The 19503-nt window shown below is 68.3% G+C and carries 12 protein-coding genes and 1 pseudogene; 5 read left to right on the top strand and 8 right to left on the bottom strand.

From position 1 onward, the window contains the following. The first annotated feature begins 309 nt into the window (after window positions 1-309). On the top strand, window positions 310-2895 hold the full coding sequence (gene acnB / locus AB4850_RS17795) for a bifunctional aconitate hydratase 2/2-methylisocitrate dehydratase (RefSeq protein ID WP_414444331.1): 2586 nt from the start codon (window positions 310-312) through the stop codon (window positions 2893-2895). Window positions 2896-3033: 138 nt separating this feature from the next. Here acnB and bamE read toward each other — a convergent pair whose 3' ends face one another. From bamE to hpnI, 5 genes are all read right to left on the bottom strand, one after another. Then, complete coding sequence (bamE, locus tag AB4850_RS17790) at window positions 3034-3606, bottom strand: outer membrane protein assembly factor BamE (RefSeq protein ID WP_414444330.1); 573 nt, start codon at window positions 3604-3606, stop codon at window positions 3034-3036. A gap of 91 nt (window positions 3607-3697) precedes the next feature. Further along, the gene (locus AB4850_RS17785; protein ID WP_414444329.1) at window positions 3698-4807 is read right to left on the bottom strand and encodes an HpnL family protein; all 1110 of its coding nucleotides are present in this window, start codon (window positions 4805-4807) and stop codon (window positions 3698-3700) included. Further along, window positions 4804-5682: a hopanoid biosynthesis-associated protein HpnK gene (gene hpnK / locus AB4850_RS17780; RefSeq protein WP_414444328.1), complete on the bottom strand. Its 879-nt coding sequence runs from the start codon at window positions 5680-5682 to the stop codon at window positions 4804-4806. The genes AB4850_RS17785 and hpnK overlap by 4 nt, the downstream gene beginning before the upstream one ends. A gap of 38 nt (window positions 5683-5720) precedes the next feature. After that, a complete protein-coding gene (hpnJ, locus tag AB4850_RS17775) occupies window positions 5721-7142 on the bottom strand; it encodes a hopanoid biosynthesis associated radical SAM protein HpnJ (RefSeq protein ID WP_414445540.1) in 1422 nt (473 codons plus the stop codon). Window positions 7143-7332: 190 nt separating this feature from the next. Continuing rightward, window positions 7333-8505, bottom strand: coding sequence for a bacteriohopanetetrol glucosamine biosynthesis glycosyltransferase HpnI (gene hpnI / locus AB4850_RS17770; RefSeq protein ID WP_414444327.1), 1173 nt, complete (start codon window positions 8503-8505; stop codon window positions 7333-7335). A 714-nt stretch (window positions 8506-9219) separates the two neighbouring features. On the opposite strand from hpnI, the gene AB4850_RS17765 reads away from it, so the two are divergent. After that, the gene (locus AB4850_RS17765) at window positions 9220-10215 is read left to right on the top strand and encodes an LLM class flavin-dependent oxidoreductase (RefSeq protein WP_414444326.1); all 996 of its coding nucleotides are present in this window, start codon (window positions 9220-9222) and stop codon (window positions 10213-10215) included. A gap of 26 nt (window positions 10216-10241) precedes the next feature. On the opposite strand, the gene AB4850_RS17760 is transcribed toward AB4850_RS17765, so the two are convergent. After that, window positions 10242-11390 (bottom strand): alpha/beta fold hydrolase, encoded by a 1149-nt coding sequence (locus AB4850_RS17760; protein WP_414444325.1) that lies wholly within the window; start codon window positions 11388-11390, stop codon window positions 10242-10244. 168 nt (window positions 11391-11558) lie between these two features. Here AB4850_RS17760 and pdxY point away from each other — a divergent pair, with 168 nt between their 5' ends. The 3 genes and pseudogenes from pdxY to AB4850_RS17745 all read left to right on the top strand — a co-directional run bounded on the left by pdxY (window position 11559) and on the right by AB4850_RS17745 (window position 17363). Then, complete coding sequence (gene pdxY, locus AB4850_RS17755) at window positions 11559-12422, top strand: pyridoxal kinase PdxY (RefSeq protein ID WP_414444324.1); 864 nt, start codon at window positions 11559-11561, stop codon at window positions 12420-12422. 146 nt (window positions 12423-12568) lie between these two features. After that, on the top strand, window positions 12569-15037 hold the full coding sequence (locus AB4850_RS17750; protein ID WP_414444323.1) for a GcvT family protein: 2469 nt from the start codon (window positions 12569-12571) through the stop codon (window positions 15035-15037). A 230-nt stretch (window positions 15038-15267) separates the two neighbouring features. Continuing rightward, window positions 15268-17363 (top strand): annotated as a pseudogene (locus AB4850_RS17745) (phosphocholine-specific phospholipase C). Between the two features lie 92 nt (window positions 17364-17455). Here AB4850_RS17745 and AB4850_RS17740 read toward each other — a convergent pair. Both AB4850_RS17740 and AB4850_RS17735 read right to left on the bottom strand, forming a co-directional pair. Then, the gene (locus AB4850_RS17740; RefSeq protein ID WP_414444322.1) at window positions 17456-18298 is read right to left on the bottom strand and encodes an NAD-dependent epimerase/dehydratase family protein; all 843 of its coding nucleotides are present in this window, start codon (window positions 18296-18298) and stop codon (window positions 17456-17458) included. 228 nt (window positions 18299-18526) lie between these two features. Further along, entirely contained in the window at window positions 18527-19285 is a 759-nt protein-coding gene (locus AB4850_RS17735) for a FadR/GntR family transcriptional regulator (RefSeq protein WP_414444321.1), read from the bottom strand. Window positions 19286-19503 lie beyond the last annotated feature (218 nt).

Here is a 19503-nt window from a genome sequence, read left to right as displayed (position 1 = left end):
ACGCATCGCGCAACGCCCCGCGACGCCGGGGCTCACGCCTTCCCGGCAAGCCACCTGTCAGGCTCGGGGCCGGATGCGGGCGGTGCGTTTTTGCACGTTTCGGGTCGCTTTTTCGATAGCACGGGGCCGGCAAAGCCGGCCGGCCGGGGAATGGGGACGCGTCTTCACCCTCAACTCTTATATAAGATATAAGACGTTTGACGCAAAAGCGGTTAACGACTAGAATCCCGGGCGAAGCAGCACCCGTAGCAGCCTCGGAGCGCCTGAAAGAGGCCTTCGCCCTGAAACGCCCTATCAGCAGGTCCCCCCATGCTAGAAAACTTTCGTGCTCACGTAGCCGAACGCGCCGCGCTCGGTATCCCCCCCCTGCCGCTGACCGCCAAGCAAACCGCCGAACTGGTGGAACTGCTGGCGAACCCGCCCGCAGGCGAAGAGCAAACCCTCGTCGAACTGATCACCTACCGCGTGCCCGCCGGCGTGGACGAAGCCGCCCGCGTGAAGGCCGGCTTCCTGGCCGCCGTGGCCAAGGGCGAGACCGCCAGCCCGCTGATCTCGCGCGAGCGCGCCACCGAGCTGCTCGGCACGATGCTGGGCGGCTACAACATCCAGCCGCTGATCGAGCTGCTCGCCGATGAAGCCGTGGCCGCCACCGCCGCCGACGCGCTGAAGAAAACCCTGCTGATGTTCGACCAGTTTCATGACGTGAAGGAGTTGGCCGACCAGGGCAACGTTCACGCCAAGGCCGTGCTGCAAAGCTGGGCCGACGCCGAATGGTTCACGAGCCGCCCGGAAGTGCCGGAAAGCCTGACCATCACGGTCTTCAAGGTCACCGGCGAAACCAATACCGACGATCTGTCCCCGGCGCCGGACGCCACCACCCGCCCGGACATCCCGATGCACGCGCTGGCGATGCTGAAGAACGCGCGCCCCGGCATCACGCCGGAAGAAGACGGCAAGCGCGGCCCGGTCAAGTTCATCGAATCGCTGAAGGAAAAGGGTCACCTGGTCGCCTACGTGGGCGACGTGGTCGGCACCGGCTCCTCGCGCAAGTCGGCCACCAACTCGGTGCTGTGGTTCACGGGCGAAGACATCCCGTTCGTGCCGAACAAGCGTTTCGGCGGCGTGTGTCTCGGCGGCAAGATCGCTCCGATCTTCTACAACACGATGGAAGACGCCGGCGCGCTGCCGATCGAACTCGACGTGTCGCAGATGGAAATGGGCGACGTGGTCGAACTGCGCCCGTACGACGGCAAGGCCCTGAAGAACGGCGCCGTGATCGCCGAATTCACCGTCAAGTCCGACGTGCTGTTCGACGAAGTGCGCGCCGGCGGCCGCATTCCGCTGATCATCGGCCGCGGCCTGACGGCCAAGGCGCGTGAAGCGCTGGGCCTGGCCCCGTCCACCCTGTTCCGCCTGCCGCAACAGCCGGCCGACAGCGGCAAGGGTTTCTCGCTCGCGCAGAAGATGGTCGGCCGCGCCTGCGGCCTGCCGGAAGGCCAGGGCGTGCGCCCGGGCACGTACTGCGAACCGAAGATGACCTCGGTCGGCTCGCAGGACACCACCGGCCCGATGACGCGCGACGAACTGAAGGACCTGGCCTGCCTGGGCTTCTCGTCCGATCTCGTCATGCAGTCGTTCTGCCACACGGCCGCCTATCCGAAGCCGGTCGACGTCAAGACGCACCAAACCCTGCCGAACTTCATCAGCACGCGCGGCGGCATCGCGCTGCGTCCGGGCGACGGCGTGATCCACTCCTGGCTGAACCGCATGCTGCTGCCCGACACCGTCGGCACCGGCGGCGATTCGCACACCCGCTTCCCGATCGGCATCAGCTTCCCGGCCGGTTCGGGCCTGGTGGCCTTCGCGGCCGCCACCGGCACGATGCCGCTGGACATGCCGGAATCGGTGCTGGTCCGCTTCAAGGGCAAGATGCAGCCGGGCGTCACGCTGCGCGACCTGGTCAACGCCATCCCGCTGTACGCGATCAAGGCCGGCACGCTGACCGTCGCCAAGCAAGGCAAGAAGAACATCTTCTCGGGCCGCATCCTGGAAATCGAAGGGCTGCCGGACCTGAAGGTCGAGCAGGCATTCGAGCTGTCGGACGCCTCGGCCGAGCGCTCGGCCGCCGGTTGCTCGGTGCACCTGAACAAGGAACCGATCATCGAGTATCTCAACAGCAACGTCACGCTGTTGAAGTGGATGATCGCCGAGGGTTACCAGGACCCGCGCAGCCTGCAACGCCGCATCGACGCCATGCAGCAATGGCTGGCCGACCCGCAACTGCTGCAACCGGATGCGGACGCCGAATACGCGGCCGTCATCGAAATCGATCTGGCCGACATCCACGAGCCGATCGTGGCCTGCCCGAACGATCCGGACGACGTGAAGACGCTGTCGGACGTGGCCGGTGCGAAGATCGACGAAGTGTTCATCGGTTCGTGCATGACCAACATCGGTCACTTCCGCGCGGCGTCGAAGCTGCTCGAAGGCAAGCGCGACATTCCGGTCAAGCTGTGGGTCGCCCCGCCGACCAAGATGGACCAGAAGCAACTGACCGAGGAAGGCCACTACGGCGTGTTCGGCACGGCCGGCGCGCGCACCGAAATGCCGGGCTGCTCGCTGTGCATGGGCAACCAGGCCCAGGTGCGCGAAGGCGCGACCGTGATGTCCACCTCCACCCGCAACTTCCCGAACCGTCTGGGCAAGAACACCAACGTGTATCTGGGCTCGGCGGAACTGGCCGCGATCTGCTCGCGTCTGGGCAAGATCCCGACCAAGGAAGAGTACATGGCCGACATGGGCGTGCTGACGGCCAACAGCGACAAGATCTACCAGTACATGAACTTCGACCAGATCGAAGATTTCAAGGAAGTGGCCGACACCGTCAAGGCTTGACGGCACGTCGGGCGGCGGCGGGGCGACCCGCCGCAGCATCGCGTCGATAAAAATGGCGCCGCGGGTGTGAACCCGCGGCGCCATTTTTCATTGGGCGGCCGGTAACCGGTGGCAAGGCAGGCCGTGCCTGCCCCCGCCCTACCGCCCCCGCATCAGGTCCGAGCGCGAGGTGGTCGTCACCAGCCCGTCGTCGCCGAAATGCACGTTGTAGAACGCATCCTGGTTGACGCCGTCCTCGCGCCAGCGCCAGCTCCATACCGTTTCGGGCTTGAGCGGGTAGCGCGCCACCTCGGTCGGCTTGCCGAGCAGTTGGCGGACCTGATCCTGCGTCATGCCGGGGCGGATCATCGCGAAGGTGTCGGCCGTCAGCACCTGCGTCGCGCCGAGATACAGGCCGTTGCGGTCGATGTCGACCATGTAGGTTTCGTCGCCCATCGGCCCGCGCGGGTATTCGAGGCGCTTCGAGCCGTCGAGGTTCTGGCGCTCGGTTTCGGGCTTGCCGAGCTGCGCGCGCACCTCGTCCTCGGTCGAGACGCCGGCCTTCAGCTTGCGCAGCAGCAGCGGCGCGGGCTGGATCGAGCGGAACAGTTGCTTGAGTCGATGCACGACGGCGTCCTCCTGGCGGTTGTCGCAGCCGCCGAGCAGACAGGTCGCGGCGACGGTTGCGGCCACCAGCCATGGCCGCGCCGGCCGGAAAACAGATGCAATCATGGGGAACACGGATGCGCGCGAACGCACCGAACTGGGCACCGTGGAAGCATACGCGCGTCTGCGCACTGTTCACAAATCGGGTTGGTAGCGGTTAGCGCGTCTCGGGCTCGCGGTTTTGCTCGCGCTGCGCGCGGGATGCGCCCGGCTCCGCCGCGGCGGGCCGGTTGCCGCCTTGATCGTCATCCTCGCCGGCTTGCGGCGCGTTCGCCTCGTGCTTCGATTCACGCAGCTCGCGCCGCGTCACGCCGATCTCGACGATCTGCCACGACGCCAGCGCCAGCCCGCCGAACAGCAGCTCGCGCGCGCGCCGCACCAGCGCCAGCGAAAACGCCGTCTCGCGATCGACGCCGAACAACTGCGCCAGCACGACGATGGTGCCCTCCTGCACGCCTACCCCGCCCGGCACCATGAACGCCGCGTGCCGCACCGCCTGGATCATCGCCTCGATCGCGATCGCGCCGCCCACCGGCACGCGATGGCCGAGCAATTCGAGCGCCCAGTAGATTTCCAGCGCGCCGATGATGTAGGCGATCAGTTGCAGCAGAAACGCGCGCGCCAGCAGCCCGGTGCGCTCGAGCAGGCCGGTGATGTCGGCATCGAGCCGCTTGCCGTCGATGCCTTGCAGCAGCGCGCTGGTATCGCCGAGCAGCTTGCCCGCGAAGCGTTCGATGGTGTGGAAGATCCCGCCGCGCCGCAACAGCACGAAGCACACGGCCGGAATCGGCAGCGACAGCAGCAGCGCCAGCGCGATGGTCCGCGCGCTGCCGCCCCCGCCCGTGTCGGTCAGCGCCAGCAGCATGACCAGGCCGATGGCAGAGAACGCGTACTGCACGCTGACGGTGATCAGCACCTCGACGATCACCGAGGCCGTCACGAAGCTCGCATCGGGCACCTTCCAGCGCGCGAGCCGGATGCCGACGATCTCGCCGCCCACGCCCACCGTCGGCAACAGCCGGTTCACGGCCTCGCGGATGGTGGCGATCCACCACAGAAACGGCAGCGGCGCACGGCGATCGAGCAGCAGGCGCCAGGCCTGCGCGTCGAGCAGCAGCGGAACCAGATGGAACGGCACGAGCCAGAGCAGGACGAAGCCGGCGCGGCCGATGATGCGCATCACGTCGCCGAAGCCCTGATGCACGACCGTCACGAGCAACAGCGCGATACCAACCGGCCAGCCGAGCCGGCGAATCCATTTGATCATCGTGTCGCACCCGCTGCCGGGGCGGCATGCGCGCCGCCCGCATCGATGCCGCGCAGCGTGCCCGCGCCGCCGAACACGGCCGCGAACCCGCCGCGTGCGACACCTGCCTCGGCCAGCGCGGCCGCCACGCGCGGCGACAGCAGCGCATCGAGTTCGGCCGCCGGCCGGTAGCCGCGCATCGACGCCGTGACCGGCGCATCGCCCGCCTCCACATCGGCCTCGGCCGGATGGCAGTACAGCTCGCCCACGCCGCGCGCCGGCATCGCGGCGATCGCGTCGAGCAGCACGCGCTCGTCCATCCGCCCGGTCTGCGCGATGCCGACCACGTAGTCGTTATGCGCCAGCCCGGCGCGGTCGAGCCGCGCGCGCACCAGCGCGATCCACGGCCGCAGCCAGGCCGGCGCACCGCGCTCGAACGGCAGCCGCACGGCGCGCAAGCCGTAGTCGCGCCCGATCTCGACGATCATCGCCAGCACGGTGGGATGCAGATGGAAATGCTTGTGCGCGTTGACGTGATCGAGCACCAGCCCGGTCGCGGCGAACGCCTCGAATTGCGCGCGGATCTCGCGGCGCAGTTGCGCGCGCACCCACGGCAGGAAAAAGAACCGGCAGCCGTCGCGCGCCATCGCGCCGCCGAAGCGGCCGTCCGGCCCGACCAGCGCCGGAATCTCGCCCGGCGGCAACATCGCCGCGCCGTCGGCCAGCACCAGATGCAGGCCCACCGCGAGCGACGGCAAACGCCGCGCGCGTTCCACCGCATCGCGCGCGGCCGGCGCGGCCACCATCAAACTGGCCGCCGCGAGCACGCCATCGCGATGCGCGCGCTCGACGGCGGCATTGACGCGCGGATGCAGACCGAAATCGTCGGCCGTCATGATCAGCGCCCTTCCCGAACTTCCTTCCTTCACTCCGTTCAAGCCTCGTGTGCCCGCAGAAAACGGAAGAATTCTACGCCCTCGCGCAAACGGCGTTTCATCATGTCCCAGCTCGTCAGCATCTCGCTCACGATCTCCCAGATCTTCGACGGCCGGAAATAAAACGCCCGGTAGAAGTGTTCGAGCTCGTGATAGATGTCGTCCTTCGACAAGTGCGGATAGCCGATCGCGGCCAGTTGCACGCCCGCCTTGCTGACCAGGTTGATGGTCTTGTTCTCTTCCATCCAGCCGTTTTCGATGGCCTGCTCATAAAGCTTCGTGCCTGGATACGGCGCGGCCAGCGACACCTGAATGGTGTGCGGGTTGATTTCCTTGGCGTATTCGATCGTCTTCTTGATCGTGTCCTTGGTTTCGCCCGGCAGGCCCAGGATGAACGTGCCGTGAATCTTGATGCCGAGCTTCCTGCAATCCTCGTTGAAGCGGCGCGCGATGTCGGTGCGCAGGCCCTTCTTGATGTTCAGCAGGATCTGGTCGTCGCCCGATTCGTAGCCCACCAGCAGCAGGCGCAGGCCGTTCTCCTTCATGACCTTCAGCGTGTCGTACGGCACGTTGGCCTTCGCGTTGCACGACCACGTCACGCCGAGCTTGCCGAGGCCGCGCGCGATTTCCTCCACGCGCGGCTTGAAGTCGGTGAAGGTATCGTCGTCGAACATGATCTCCTTCACTTCGGGCATGTTGTCGCGAATCCACTTCACCTCGGCCAGCACGTTCTCGACCGAGCGCACGCGGTAGCGGTGGCCGCCCACCGTTTGCGGCCACAGGCAGAACGTGCATTTCGAGCGGCAGCCGCGGCCCGTGTAGATCGAGACGTACGGGTAATTCAGGTATCCGATGAAATAGTTGCCGATCTTCAGGTCGCGCTTGTAGACGGGCGCGACGAACGGCAGCTCGTCCATCTCCTCGATCATCGGGCGCGGGCCGTTGTGCTCGATCGAGCCGTCGGCGGCGCGATAGCTGAGGCCTAGGATCTCGCTGAACGGCTTGCGATCCGCCACGTCGCGGCACGTGTAGTCGAACTCCTCGCGACAGACGAAATCGATCGCGTCCGAGGCCGTCAGCGAGTTGTGCGGATCGACGGCCACCTTCGCGCCGACCATGCCCACCAGCACCGACGGCTTGCGCTGCTTGAGGTCCTGCGCGAAGGTCGCGTCGGTGGGAAACGACGGCGTGCTGGTATGGATGATCACCAGGTCGTATTCGACGGCGATCTTCAGCGTGTCTTCCACCGATAGTTCATCGGCCGGCGCATCGAGCACGCGGCTGCCGGGCACCAGCGCGGCGGGCTGCGCGAGCCAGGTCGGATACCAGAACGAGCGGATTTCGCGCTTGGCCTGATAACGCGAGCCGGCGCCGCCGTCGAAGCCGTCATACGACGGCGCTTGCAGGAACAGGGTTTTCAGCGGGGCAACATGTGCTTGCATGATTCGTCTCGATACGATCAATGTTCGTTCAACCCGCACGACGCCGGCCGGCTCGCGCGCCCTTGTGTGTCGATCCTCGTCGATCCGCCGCCCGCGCGAACGCGGGCGGCGCCATGGCGTCCGGCATGCGGTGCGGGCGCGATCGAACCGCACCGCATGCCCGCCCGTGTCATCGTCCGTCGCCGCCCTCCACCATCGTGGCGCGCCCGGCGCCTGCCACCGTGATCCGCGCGCCGCGCCAGTGCACGTGCGAGCCGAACGCGGCCGCGAACCATTCGAGCAGCAGCAGCGTGTCGCGCACCGGCACGAGCGGCAACCCGCGCCAGAACACGCCCCGCGACGCCGAACCGCGCGCATGCATCGCGAGCCGCGCCACGGCGCCGCAAGTCACCACCGCCACCGCGACGGCGCCCGTGAACGTGCCGTCGAGCCGCGCCGCCAGATGCGCGCCCACCGCCAGCCACGGCACCGTGAACGTGACGATCAGGCTCGCGAAGCCCGCCGGCTTCAACGAGCGGATGGTGCGCAGCCAGCGCGTCTCGCGCCGCCACAGCCCGACGAGACCCGACTCGGTCACGTCGGTCACCACGTTGACCTCGGACAGCGCGGTGCGCCGCCCGTGACGGCGCGGCAGCGCGGCCAGCCAGTAGTCGTCGGCCAGCTCGTCCTTCAGCGCGGCCAGCCCGCCGATCCGTTCGAGCGTGTCGCGCGTGAGCGCCAGCGTCGCGCCGAAGCCGAAATCGCTGGAACCGCCCGCATGCGCGATGCGCACCGATGGCGCGAACCAGGCATCGACGAACTGCGCGCCGAGCTGCGGCCAGAAGCCGCCCACGCCGCGGGCGCGATACAGGCAGGTGACGACGCCGATCGCCGGATCGTCGAGCGGCGCGGTGACGCGCTCCAGGTAATCGGGCTCGACGGCGATGTCGCTGTCGGCGATCACGAGGCGGTCGTAACGCGCGTGCCCGGTCATATTGATCAGGTTGCTGACCTTGAGGTTCTTGCCGTGAATGCGCGCATCGACCACCAGCGTGATGTCGCAATCGGGGAAATTGGCCTGCAGCCGGTGCACGACCGCGATCGCCGGATCGTCGGGCGACGCCACGCCGCACACGATCTGATGGCACGGGTGGCGCTGCGCGCAGAAGCTGGAGAGGTTTTCGTAGAGGCGCGGCTCGGCGCCGCACAGCGGCTTGAGCACGCTGACCGGCAGCCAGCCGTTGCGCCGCGCCGCACGCGGCAGGCGCGGCGACGGCGCCAGCGCGGCAAACCACGCATAGCCGCAAGCCGCGGCGATCGGCACAAGCAGCAGCCAGTCGGTCAGGGAAGCGAGAACGTTCATGCCGCGCCCCTTCCGGCCCCACGGCCGGCACGCTGCGCATGGCGCGATCCCGTAGCAACAACAACGGCGGCGACGAACACGGTCCCGGCTCCTGTGAACCTGCGTGACGGCAGGGCGAAGGTGGTATCGACGTGCAACACGACATGTGACAAGACCGGCCCGGCTCACGGCCGAGTGATGCATTCGGCGGCGTCTCTGGACGGGCCGACCGTGCGGTCTTGAATTAGGGATCGAGTTTAGCAACGATTGCCGAAACGCCGCGCCGAGCTGACACCGAAAGCGCCAACTCGATACAAATCAAGACAAATGATTGGCATTTCGATGTAATAGCGAGGTGTTGACGTAAGCGTTTTGCATGGCGCAAGGCGATTCGTTTGTCAGTTTACGGTCGACGTTCGCGGGTTCGGCGTGCGATTCCGTGCGTTTCCGGCAAGGAATTCGGCCCGTTGCTGGCGTTCGAGTCACGTTAGCGAAGAAATATGACAGTCACGCAGTGCGAGTTTTCGCCGCACGTCCCCAGCGCGACAAGGCACCGTTTCCACACCCGCAACAGCGCGACGGAGGCCGCGACGTTACCCTCCGCCCGGCAGGGTTATCGCCGCGCCGCCAGCGGGGTTGGCAGGGCTTTGGCACAATCGGCGGCACTCGACGTCGCGATGCGGGGCCTTGGCACCCGCGCTGCGCCGCACGTCCCCACTCTGCGAAGCCCACTCCATGATCCCGTTCTCCGTTCTCGATCTCGCGCCGATTCCCCAGGGCGCCGACGCCAGCCAGGCCTTCCGCAACTCGCTCGATCTCGCGCAGCACGCCGAGCGCTGGGATTACCGCCGCTACTGGCTGGCCGAGCATCACAACATGCCCGGCATCGCGAGCGCGGCCACGGCGGTGGTGATCGGCCATATCGCGGGCGGCACGAGCAAGATTCGCGTCGGCTCGGGCGGCATCATGCTGCCGAACCACGCGCCGCTCGTGATCGCCGAGCAGTTCGGCACGCTGGCGGCACTGTATCCGGGCCGCATCGAGCTGGGCCTCGGCCGCGCGCCGGGCACCGACCAGACCACGGCGCGCGCGTTGCGCCGCGACATGGTCGCCAGCGCCGATTCGTTTCCCGACGACGTGGTGGAGTTGCAGCGCTATTTCGCCGAGCCGGTGGAAGGCCAGCGCGTGCGCGCCGTGCCGGGCGCGGGGCTGAACGTGCCGCTGTGGCTGCTCGGCTCGAGCCTCTTTTCGGCGCAACTGGCGGCCATGCTCGGCCTGCCGTTCGCGTTCGCGTCGCACTTCGCGCCCGATTACCTGATGCGCGCGCTGGAGGTGTATCGCGCGCAGTTCCGGCCGTCGGCGACGCTCGACAAGCCGTATGCGATGGTCGGCATCAACGTGTTCGCGGCCGACACCGACGACGAGGCGCGGCGCCTGTTCACGTCGCTGCAGCAACAGTTCCTGAACCTGCGTCGCGGCACGCCGGGCAAGCTGCCGCCGCCGGTCGAGGTGCTCGAGGCCAACGAATTCGAGCTGGCGAACGTGGCGCATTCGCTGTCGTTCGCGGCGATCGGCTCGCGCGACACGGTGCGCGAGCGGCTGCGCCGCCTGATCGCGCAAACCGGCGCCGACGAGCTGGTGGTGGCCGCGCAGATCTACGATCACGCCGCGCGCGTGCGCTCGTACGAAATCACGGCGCAGGTGCGCGACGAGCTGGCGGCGGAGGGCTGAACGCCCGGCGTGAAGCGGCGAAGGGGTTACGGCGCGGCGTGCGCCGTAACCGAAGCGGCTGACGACGCCGGCGCCGCCAGCCATGCCAGCAGCGCCTTGTGCACGGCGGCCGGGTCCTGCATCTGCGGCGCATGCCCCAGCGACGCGAATTCGATCAGCGTCGCGCCCGGAATCGCGGCCTGCGCATGCCTGCCCAGCTCCGCATAGCGGCCGAGCTTCGCGTGCAGCTCGGGCGGCGCGGCGTCCTTGCCGATCGCGGCGGTGTCCTTGTCGCCGATCATCAGCAGCGTCGGCACGCGCAACTGCCCGAATTCGTAAAGCACCGGCTGCGTGAAACTCATGTCGTCGAACAGCGCGGCGTTCCACGCCACGCTCTCGCGCCCCGCCCCGCGCACCATGCCGGCCTGCATCTGCACCCAGCGCTCGAAATCGGGCGACCACTCCCCCGCGTAATAGGCCGTCTGCTCGTAGCGGCGCACGCTCTCGCCGGTCGTCTTCAGCGCACGCGCATACCAATAATCCACCGTCAGCGGCGGCACGCCGAGCGCCTTGCCATCCTCCAGCCCCATCGGGTCGAGCAGCACGAGCCGCTGCGTCTGCTTCGGATACATCAGTGCGTAGCGCACCGCCAGCATGCCGCCCGTCGAATGGCCGATCACGATCGGCTCCTTCACGCCGAGCGATTCGAGCAGCGCGTGCGTGTTGTGGGCCAGTTGCTGGAACGTGTACTGGTAACGCGCGGGCTTGGTCGATTTGCAGAAGCCGATCTGGTCGGGCGCGATCACGCGATAGCCGGCCTGGGTCAACGCCGCAATCGAACCTTCCCAGGTGGCCGCGCAGAAATTCCGGTCGTGCAGCAGCACCGCCGTGCGGCCGTTCGGATGCGCGGGCTTCACGTCGAGATAGGCCATCTGCATCGTTTCGCGCTGCGAAGCGAACGTGTAGCGATGCACCGGATACGGATAATCGAAGCCTTCGAGTTCGGGGCCATAGGCCGGGCCGGCATCGTCGGCCACCGGTAACGCCGGCAGGGTCTCGCTCGCCGTCACGGCGGACGTCGGCACGAGGCCCGCCGCCTGGCAGGCGCCGGCCACGGCAGCCGCGGCAGCCACCATCGCGGCCGCGACGACAAGGGCGGCCGACTGCGGGATCTGGATCGTGCGATTCGGGAACATCGGGCTACCGGAAGGAGGAGAGGGAGAACAGCGCGGCGCGCCGCCGCAATTTTACGGTTAGTAAGCCAACGCTGCCGTGACGCGCGCAGGCGCAACGTTTACCGCGTATTTCCGGGGGGCAGCGAGTTTTGGTATCGTTCGTAGACCCCACCGCGACGAGCCGCCGACATGAAAAACGTCCTCAGCATCCAGTCGCACGTGATCTACGGGCATGCCGGCAACAGCGCGGCCGTGTTCCCGATGCAGCGGCTCGGCGTCAACGTCTGGCCGCTCAACACCGTCCAGCTCTCCAATCACATGCAGTACGGCCACTGGGCCGGCAGCGCGGTCGATGCGCCCAAGCTCGAGCAACTGGTGGACGGCATCGCCGCGATCGGCGCCCTCAAGCGCTGCGACGCGGTGCTCTCCGGCTTTCTCGGCTCGCCCGCGCAGGCGCACGCGGCGGTCGACATCGTGCGCACCGTGAAGTCGATGAACCCGAACGCCTGGTATTTCTGCGATCCGGCGATGGGTCAAACCGGCGGCATCCGGCCCGAGCCGGGCGTCGAGGAATTCATCGTCAGCGAACTGCCGGGCCTGGCCGACGGCATGGCGCCGAACCACAGCGAGTTGCAAAAGCTGGCGGGGCGGCGCGTGGAAACCGTGCGCGAGGCCGTCGATGCCTGCCGCGAGATCATCCGGCGCGGCCCGAAGGTCATCCTCGTCAAGCATCTGCACGATCGCAACAGCCCGGCCGACCGCTTCAACATGCTGGCCGTCACCGAGCACGAGGCCTGGATCGGCCAGCGCCCGCTCTATGCGTTCCCGCGCCACCCAGTCGGCGTCGGCGACCTGACCAGCGCCGTGTTCGTCGCGCGGCGGCTGCGCGGCGATTCGATCCGCGCCGCGTTCGAGCACACGCTCGCGGCCGTGCACGCGGTGGTCAAGGCGACCTACGACGCGCGGCGCTACGAGCTCGAACTGGTGGCCGCGCAGGACGAGATCGCCAACCCGAGCGAGTGGTTCGGCGCGTGGGTCACCGACATCGAATGAGCGTCGCGGCCGCCGCCGGCCGCTGAACGCCCCCCTTCCCGCCCGCCGCGCGCCGACCGGGACGATCCGGACGATTTTCGCGACGTCGCACATGTGTCATTTTTAGGCAATACGATGCGTTTTGTTGCAATCCAATCGTATCCGCCATGAGCCTGCTGCCGCCCGCCTCCCTCCCGTCCCATGCCCGCGTCGTGATCATCGGCGGCGGGATCATCGGTTGCTCCACCGCCTATCACCTCGCCCGCGCCGGCATCGCCGACGTGGTGCTGCTCGAACAGGGCCAGCTTTCGTGCGGCACCACGTGGCACGCGGCCGGGCTGGTCGGCCAGTTGCGCACGCAACGAAGCCTCACGCAACTGATCCGCTATTCGACCGAGCTGTACGCCTCGCTCGAAGCCGAAACCGGGCTGGCGACCGGCTGGAAGCGCTGCGGCTCGCTGTCGGTGGCGCGCACCGCCGAACGGCTCGTGCAACTGAAGCGCACCGCCGCGCAGGCGCGCGCCTACGGCGTGGACTGCGAGCTGATCGAGGCGCGCGCGGCCGGCGAGCTGTGGCCCGCGATGCGCACCGACGATCTGGCCGGCGCCGTCTGGCTGCCCGGCGACGGCAAGGCCAACCCGACCGACCTCACGCAATCGCTGGCGCGCGGCGCCCGCCAGCGCGGCGTGCGCATCGTCGAGGGCACGCGCGTCACGGCGGTACTGAGCGAGCGCACCGGCACGCGCCGCCGCGCCTCGGGCGTGACGTGGCGCACCAAGGATGGCGCCACCGGCACGCTCGCGGCCGACATCGTGGTGAATTGCGCGGGCCAGTGGGCCAAGCAGCTCGGCCGGCTCGCCGACGTGACCGTGCCGCTGCACTCGGCCGAGCACTACTACATCGTCACGGGGCGGATTCCGGGCGCGCATCCCGATCTGCCGGTGATGCGCGACCCCGACGGCTACATCTATTTCAAGGAGGAAGTGGGCGGCCTGGTGATGGGCGGTTTCGAGCCCGACGCGAAGCCGTGGGGCATGGCCGGCATCCCCGACGATTTCGAATTCCAGTTGCTGCCCGACGACTGGGACCAGTTCGAGATCCTGATGCGCAACGCGCTGCATCGCGTGCCGGCGCTGGAAACGGCCGAAGTCCGCCAGTTCTACAACGGCCCCGAATCGTTCACGCCCGACAATCACTTCATCCTCGGCGAGGCGCCCGAACTCGCGAATTTCTACGTGGGCGCGGGCTTCAACTCGATGGGGATCGCCTCGGCGGGCGGCGCGGGCCGCGCGCTGGCCGAGTGGATCGCGGGCGGGGAGCCGGCCACTGATTTGTGGGCCGTCGATATCCGCCGCTTCGCGCGCTTTCACGGCAACGACGCCTGGCTGTTCGACCGGGTCAAGGAAACGCTCGGGCTGCATTACGCGATGCCCTGGCCGAATCGCGAGCTGGACAGCGCGCGCGGCGTGCGGCGCTCCCCGGTGCATGCGGCGTTGCAGGCCGCGGGCGCGTGCTTCGGCAGCCGGATGGGCTGGGAGATCGCCAACGTGTTCGCGCCGCCCGGCACGGCGCCGCGCATCGAGTACAGCTTCGGCCGCCAGAACTGGCACGACTGGAGCGCGGCCGAGCATCGCGCCGCGCGCGAGCAGGCGGCGCTGTTCGACCGCAGCGCGCTCGCCAAGCTGCTCGTCAAGGGCCGCGACGCCGAAGCCGCGCTGCAGGCGCTGTTCGCCAGCGACCTGGCCGTCGCGCCGGGCGCGGTGCGGCGCAGCGCCCTGCTCAACGCGCGCGGCGGCTACGAATCGGACGTCACCGTGGTGCGCCTGGCCGACGACCGCTACCTGATCCTGACCGGCACCACGCAGGCCACGCGCGATCTCGACCTGATCGAGCGCCACCTCGACGCGGGCGGCTACCGCTGCGTGGCCGTCGACGTGACGGGCCAGTACGCGCTGTTCTCGCTGCTCGGGCCGCAAGCGCGTGCGCTGTTGCAGCGCGTGTCGCGGGCCGCGCTGGACGAGGCGGCGTTCGCGCCCGGCACCAGCCGCGAAATCACGCTCGGCCACGCGACGGTGCGCGCGCTCCATCACACGGTGGCCGGCGAGCCGGGCTGGGACCTGCTGGTGCCGGTGGAATCGGCGGTGCTGGTGTACGACGCGCTGCTGGCGGCGGGCGGCGAGAACGGCCTGCGGCTCGCGGGCGAATACGCGTTCGAATCGCTGCGCATCGAGAACGGCGATGCCGTGTGGGGCCGCGAACTGTCGCCGGGCGTCGATCCGTTCGAAGCGGGCCTCGCCGCGCTCTGCAAACCGGCCCTGGCGCCGCCGCGCCCGTTCGTCGGCGCGGCGGCGCTGGAAGCGAAAGCCGGCCAGCCGTGCACGCGACGCGTGCTGGCGCTGCGCGTGGCGGACCGGCCCGACGTGACGCTGTGGGGCGGCGAAGGCATCCTGCGCGACGGTCGCCCGGTCGGCACGCTCAGTTCGGCCGCGTTCGGCCATACGCTCGGCGCCGCGGTGGCGCTCGGTGTGGTGGCCTGCGACCCCGATCGGCCCGATCCGCTGCACGGCCGCTACGAGATCGAACTGGCCGGCGAACGGCTCGCGGCGGTGGCATCGATCCCTGCCCGAAACGAGTAAATTCGGCCGACTCGAAAACGTGAATTAGACATAATTACCGTACTTTCAAGGTGTTTTCACTGAACTTACGACCATGCAAACGTTTTCAGCCTTCACGCGAATGACACTGTTTTCTCGTTATCCTCCCGGCATCGGCGGGCGTCGCATTCGCGCCGTCCGCCGAACCCCGAGCATTCTTCATCGGCCGTAACTGGCACGGCCGTCCATCCCCGCCGCACAGGAAGAGCACCATGACGACGAAGCATCGCCGTGACTTTCTGCGCCTCGCCGCCGGCACTGCCGGCGCCGCCGCGCTCAGCGTTTTCCCCCCGTGATCCGCAATGCCCTCGCGATTCCCGCGAACCGCCGCACGGGCACGATCCGCGATATCGAACACATCGTGATCCTGATGCAGGAAAACCGCTCGTTCGACCATTACTTCGGCACGCTGCGCGGCGTGCGGGGCTTCGGCGATCCGCGTCCGCTGGTGCAGCAGAACGGCAAGTCGGTGTTCCATCAGCCGGCCGGCCTCGGCGAAGTGCTGCCGTTCCACCCGGGCGCCGACAACCTCGGCATGCAGTTCCTCCAGGATCTGCCGCACGGCTGGCAGGACATGCACGCGGCGTGGAACCACGGCCGCTACGATCAGTGGGTGCCGAACAAGGGCACCACCTCGATGGCCTACCTGCAACGCGGCGACATCCCGTTCCATTACGCGCTGGCCGATGCGTTCACGATTTGCGACGCGTACCACAGCTCGATCCCCAGCTCGACCGATCCGAACCGCTACTACATGTGGACCGGCTACGTCGGCAACGACGGCCAGGGCGGCGGCCCGGTGCTCGGCAACGACGAGCTCGGCTACGGCTGGACCACCTACCCCGAGGTGCTGGAAAAGGCCGGCGTGTCGTGGAAGATCTACCAGGACGTGGGCGAAGGCCTGAACGCGGCCGGCTCGTGGGGCTGGACCAGCGACAACGCCTATATCGGCAACTACGGCGACAACTCGCTGCTGTACTTCAACCAGTATCGCAACGCGCAGCCGGGCAATCCGCTGTACGACAAGGCCCGCACCGGCACCAACATCAGCCAGGGCGGCACGCTGTTCGACGTGCTGAAGGCCGACGTGGCCGCCGGCACGCTGCCGCAGGTGTCGTGGATCTGCTCGCCGGAAGCCTATTCGGAACACCCGAACTGGCCGGCGAACTACGGCGCGTGGTATGTCGAGCAGGTGCTCGCCACGCTGACGTCGAACCCGGAAGTCTGGAGCAAGACGGCGCTGTTCATCACCTACGACGAAAACGACGGTTTCTTCGACCACGTGCCGCCGCCGTTCGCGCCGCAATCGCGCGACAACGGCCTGTCGACGGTCGCCACCACCAACGAGGTGTTCCCCGGCGACGCCTCGCACATGGCCGGCCCATACGGCCTCGGCCCGCGCGTGCCGATGATGGTCGTGTCGCCGTGGACCAAGGGCGGCTGGCTCTGCTCGCAAACCTTCGATCACACCTCGCTGCTGCAATTCATCGAGGCGCGATTCGGCAGCCAGTACGACATCGTGGCCAGCAACGTGTCGCCGTGGCGCCGCGCCGTGTGCGGCAACCTGACCTCGGCGTTCGACTTCCGCGATCCGGACGCGCGCGTGCCGAACCTGCCGGACACGAGCGGCTACGCGCCGCCCGACCGCACCACGCACCCGAGCTACGTGCCGCTGCCGCCGGCCTCGCAGGCCGTGCCGAAGCAGGAAAGCGGGCTGCGCCCGGCGCGTGCCCTGCCCTACGAGCTGTTCACGTACGGCCGCGTCGATGCGTCAACCGGCAAGTTCAAGCTGACGTTCGCCAACACCGGCAACGCCGGCGCCGCGTTCCAGGTGCAGGCCGCGAACCGCGTCGACGGCCCGTGGGCCTATACGGTCGAAGCGCGCCGCCGCCTGTCGGACAGCTGGAGCACGGCCGCCACGCTCGGCCTCTACGACCTGTCGGTGTACGGCCCGAACGGCTTCCTCTGCCAGTTCCGCGGCACCACCTCGGCCGGCGACGGCCGCACGCCGAACCCCGAAGCGCTGTACGGCTACGACGTGATCAACGGCAACCTGACGCTGCGCCTGTCGAACCGCGGCAGGACGCCGGTGCGCCTGACCGTCAGCAACGCCTACACCGGCACGACGCGCAACGTCGAGCTGTTCCCGGGCCAGCGCCTCGACGAGTACGTCGACCTGCGCGGCAGCCACGGCTGGTACGACCTGACCGTCAGCGACGGCACCACCGCCGGCTTCCTGCGCCGCTTCGCCGGCCACGTCGAGACGGGCCGCGCCAGCACCAGCGATCCGGCGATCGCGACGGTGTAAACGGCAACGGCGCCCGCTGCGAATCGCAACGGGCGCCGTGCCGATGTCCTGCCGCCCCGCGGCCGTTCGCACGGCCGCGGGGCTTCGTTTTTTCAGTGCGTGATCTTCGGCTCGTCCATCGGCTCGCCGACCACGAAGCCGCCGCCCTGATAGCGCTGCGCCGGATCGTCGAGGTTGCTGTCCGGGCCGCTGGCCGGGAACAGGTGCTCGAACGGCGCGGAGCTGTCCTGCGGGCGATAGCCGAGGAACGCGGCCTTGGCGTTGTCGATCCACTTGGTGCGGTTGTCCGACACGCCATAGACGATCGCGTGGCCGACGCGGTTCGTCATCAGCGAGCAGCGCACCAGTTCGATGAAATCGCGGAAGCTCAGGAACGTGACCAGCATGCGCGGGTTCCTCGGCGCCTCGAACGACGAACCGATCCGCAGGCACACCGTCTCGAGGCCGAAGCGGTCGAAGTAGTAGCGCGACAGCGATTCGCCAAAGCACTTGGTCACGCCGTACAGCGAATCGGGGCGGGCCGGCGAATCGACATCCACCACTTCCGTGACCGGGTGGAAGCCGACCACGTGGTTCGAGCTGGCATAGACGATCCGGCGCACGCCGAACTGATGCGCGGCGGCGTAGAGGTTGTAGACGCCGCGGATGTTCGCCTCGATTAGCGCGTCGAACGGCGCGTCGACCGAGATGCCGCCGAGGTGGACGATCGCGTCGACGCCGTCCACCAGCGCGTTGACGGCCGCGCGGTCGGCCAGGTCGGCCACCACCGCTTCCTCATGGGCCGCCGTCTCGCCGAGCGGCGCGATGTCGGTGACGCGGACGATGTCGGCCCAGTCGCCGAGCGCGGCGCGCAGTTGGCGACCGAGGTTGCCCGCGGCGCCCGTCAGCAGCAGGCGGCGGAACGGCTTGGCGGGCGTGGAAGTCGGCGAAGTCACGGCGGGGTCCTCTCTCGGTGTCGGGGTGAGACGTTGCAGCGCCCGGCGCGGGACGCACCGAGGCATGAAAACGCGATCTTATACGACGACTGACGTATCAGCTACCAGCGAGAACCCGTAGCCGCTGCGCGACAGCGCTGGTCGACCGATGACCGTACAAATGGACGAAGGCGCCGCGCCGGCCCACCCATCGGGGAGCCGGCGCGGCGCCTCGGGATCGTGCCGCCGTTATTCCGAACCGTCGCGCCCGGCCTCGGCCGCCTCGTGCGCCCGGCGCAGACGTTCACGGCTGTTGGTCAGGTGGGTGCGCATCGCCGCGCGCGCCGCTTCCGGGTCGCGCCGCGCGATCGCCTCGAAGATCGCCTCGTGCTCGTGGTTCAGGCGGCCGACGTAGCGCTCCAGGTCGTCGCCCGCGAACCGCGCCGAGTTCACGCGTGCACGCGGAATGATCGACGTGCCGAGCTGCGTCATGATGTCGACGAAATAGCGGTTGCCGGTGGCTTGCGCGATCTGCAGGTGGAAATGGAAATCGAGCTGGGCCGTGTCGCGGCCGCCCGATGCGCTCTGCGCGATCGCGTCGAGCGCGCGGCGCAGCAGCGTGAGATCGGCCTCGTTGGCGCGCTGCGCGGCCAGGCTCGCGCATTCGCTTTCGAGGCTGATGCGCAACTCCAGCACGGCCAGCACGTCGCGCAAGGTGGTGATCGTGGCGGGATCGATGCCGAGCGTGCGGCGGCGCTCCGGCGCCAGCACGAAGCTGCCGATGCCGTGGCGTGTTTCGATCAGGCCGCTGGCCTGCATCCGCGAGATCGCCTCGCGCACCACCGTGCGGCTGACGCCCTGCGAGGCCATCACTTCCGTCTCGGTCGGCAGCTTGTCGCCGGGCCGCAGCGTGCCGCTTTCGATCTGCGAGCTCAGTGCGTCGACAACGTCTTGCGCAAGGCTGCGGGCGCGGCGGCGCGGGGGCACGGGAAGCGCGGGCACGGACATGGGGCCTGTATCCTTAAAATGATTGATCCGATCGGAAACGGATGCGGTCGAAATGGCGCGGTCATTATACTGCGTCGATAGTCGTCCGATGACTGATGTTTCCCCCAATGCCCGGCCGGTCAAGACGCTCGGGCACCGCATGCCCGGCGGTCGGATGTCGAATCATCGCACTTCCGACCGCCGGCGGACAAGCCGGCCGCGTCGACGCGAAACGGCCG

Origin of the sequence: Burkholderia sp. 22PA0106, from assembly GCF_047497155.1 — a bacterium.
Taxonomy (GTDB): Bacteria; Pseudomonadota; Gammaproteobacteria; order Burkholderiales; family Burkholderiaceae; genus Burkholderia.
Note: the sequence above shows the minus strand (reverse complement) of the source record. Positions and strands in the feature narration are given on the sequence as shown.

Excerpts from the sequence above, each read along its gene's own strand:
- bamE (WP_414444330.1), bottom strand. The coding sequence starts at position 3,606 with ATGATTGCATCTGTTTTCCGGCCGGCGCGGCCATGGCTGGTGGCCGCA.
- AB4850_RS17760 (WP_414444325.1), bottom strand. The coding sequence starts at position 11,390 with ATGTTCCCGAATCGCACGATCCAGATCCCGCAGTCGGCCGCCCTTGTC.
- hpnI (WP_414444327.1), bottom strand. The coding sequence starts at position 8,505 with ATGAACGTTCTCGCTTCCCTGACCGACTGGCTGCTGCTTGTGCCGATC.
- AB4850_RS17785 (WP_414444329.1), bottom strand. The coding sequence starts at position 4,807 with ATGATCAAATGGATTCGCCGGCTCGGCTGGCCGGTTGGTATCGCGCTG.
- AB4850_RS17750 (WP_414444323.1), top strand. The coding sequence starts at position 12,569 with ATGAGCCTGCTGCCGCCCGCCTCCCTCCCGTCCCATGCCCGCGTCGTG.
- AB4850_RS17735 (WP_414444321.1), bottom strand. The coding sequence starts at position 19,285 with ATGTCCGTGCCCGCGCTTCCCGTGCCCCCGCGCCGCCGCGCCCGCAGC.
- pdxY (WP_414444324.1), top strand. The coding sequence starts at position 11,559 with ATGAAAAACGTCCTCAGCATCCAGTCGCACGTGATCTACGGGCATGCC.
- hpnK (WP_414444328.1), bottom strand. The coding sequence starts at position 5,682 with ATGACGGCCGACGATTTCGGTCTGCATCCGCGCGTCAATGCCGCCGTC.
- AB4850_RS17765 (WP_414444326.1), top strand. The coding sequence starts at position 9,220 with ATGATCCCGTTCTCCGTTCTCGATCTCGCGCCGATTCCCCAGGGCGCC.
- acnB (WP_414444331.1), top strand. The coding sequence starts at position 310 with ATGCTAGAAAACTTTCGTGCTCACGTAGCCGAACGCGCCGCGCTCGGT.